Annotated in this window: 2 protein-coding genes; both read left to right on the top strand. The window is 38.8% G+C overall.

Annotated elements, in window-relative coordinates; translation table 11 throughout:
• The coding region (locus CAT7_RS11915; protein ID WP_007725965.1) for an MIP/aquaporin family protein at positions 1 to 622 on the top strand (622 nt) is incomplete at its 5' end.
• A gap of 577 nt (positions 623 to 1,199) precedes the next feature.
• Positions 1,200 to 1,404, top strand: a 205-nt coding sequence (locus CAT7_RS11910; protein WP_007725962.1) for a CpsB/CapC family capsule biosynthesis tyrosine phosphatase, incomplete at its 3' end; no start/stop codon positions are given.

Genomic DNA, 1,404 nt, shown 5'->3' with positions numbered 1-1,404 from the left:
AAAAAGTAAAGCTGAAGCATCAGGATGGGTTGTCATTGCACTTGGATGGGGAGCAGCCGTAACAATCGCAGTATATGTTGCAGGATCAATGGGACCAGCACATTTAAACCCAGCTGTAACACTTGGTATGGCTATTATTGGTAATTTTGATTGGGCATTAGTATTGCCGTTTATTATTGCACAAGTACTTGGAGGTATCTTGGGAGCTGTTCTAGTATGGTTAACTTACATGCCACACTTTAAAGAAACAAAAGACCAAGGCAATATTTTAGGAACTTTTGCAACAGGTCCAGCTATTCGTAACACTGTAGGCAATGTAATGTCAGAAACAATTGGTACTTTCGTACTAGTATTTGCACTTATGATGTTTGGTAAAAACACATTTACTGATGGATTAAACCCATTAGTAGTTGGGGTATTAATTCTGTCAATTGGTCTTTCTCTTGGAGGATCAACAGGGTATGCAATCAACCCTGCACGTGACTTAGGTCCGCGTATTGCGCATCAATTGTTACCTATCGCAAACAAAGGAAACTCTGACTGGGGTTACTCTTGGATTCCAGTAGTAGCACCAATGATTGGTGGAGCTATCGCTGCATTCCTTTACATTGCAATTACTTGATAATTAGTAACTAGATAGTCTCATGTTTATACGGATTGATCGTATAAACGTGAGACTTTTTTTGGGGGGGGTTCAGTAGAGATAGCGGGTGAGTCAAAAAAGTTTAAAATCTTTCTTGTGCTTATAAAAATTTCTTCTGGAATGGACGGATTTGCTCGTGAAGCCATGGGAGCGTTTTAAGCCTGAAAAGATAGTCTTAAAACTTACAAGCCTCAAACCAAACGTAAGCGCCGCTGAAGCGTTAACGTTTGGTAATTCGCATTGCATCCTTGACACGGCTACAACCAATCCTATTCCTCCAGAAATGAATTTAAGGGATGGAGAAATAAACTGTTGATTTGGCATGAGATTCCCATAAAGAGAGCTGTACGTTAGACTGAAGGCACAAAATGCTTCACTTGTTCGAGGAACGGGATGCACGAATGAGTGAGACAAAAAAAGGTTCACTTAATCGTGCACTTGAAAAAATGAGGTAATATACGGTTGAGTGGAGTTGAATTTGAACCATCTAGCTTTTTATAAAACTTTGTTCTATAATAAATTATAATTTAAGTGAGCAAGAGAAGGAGCTAACGACATGATTGATTTACATTGTCATATTTTGCCAGGTGTCGATGACGGGGCAAAAAATTTAGAAGATTCGATGGATATGGCACGTAAAGCCGTAGCTGAGGGAATCACTCATATTTTAGCATCGCCTCATTATAAAAATGGGCATTGGGATATTGAAAAACAAACTATTTTACGTTTAGTTAATGAAGTTCAAGAAGAACTGGATGCTA

Origin of the sequence: Carnobacterium sp. AT7 (assembly GCF_000171855.1) — a bacterium.
In the GTDB taxonomy this organism is placed as follows: Bacteria; Bacillota; Bacilli; order Lactobacillales; family Carnobacteriaceae; genus Carnobacterium_B; species Carnobacterium_B jeotgali.
The sequence above is the reverse complement of the archived record's forward strand: the minus strand, read 5'-3'. Positions and strand labels throughout refer to the sequence as shown.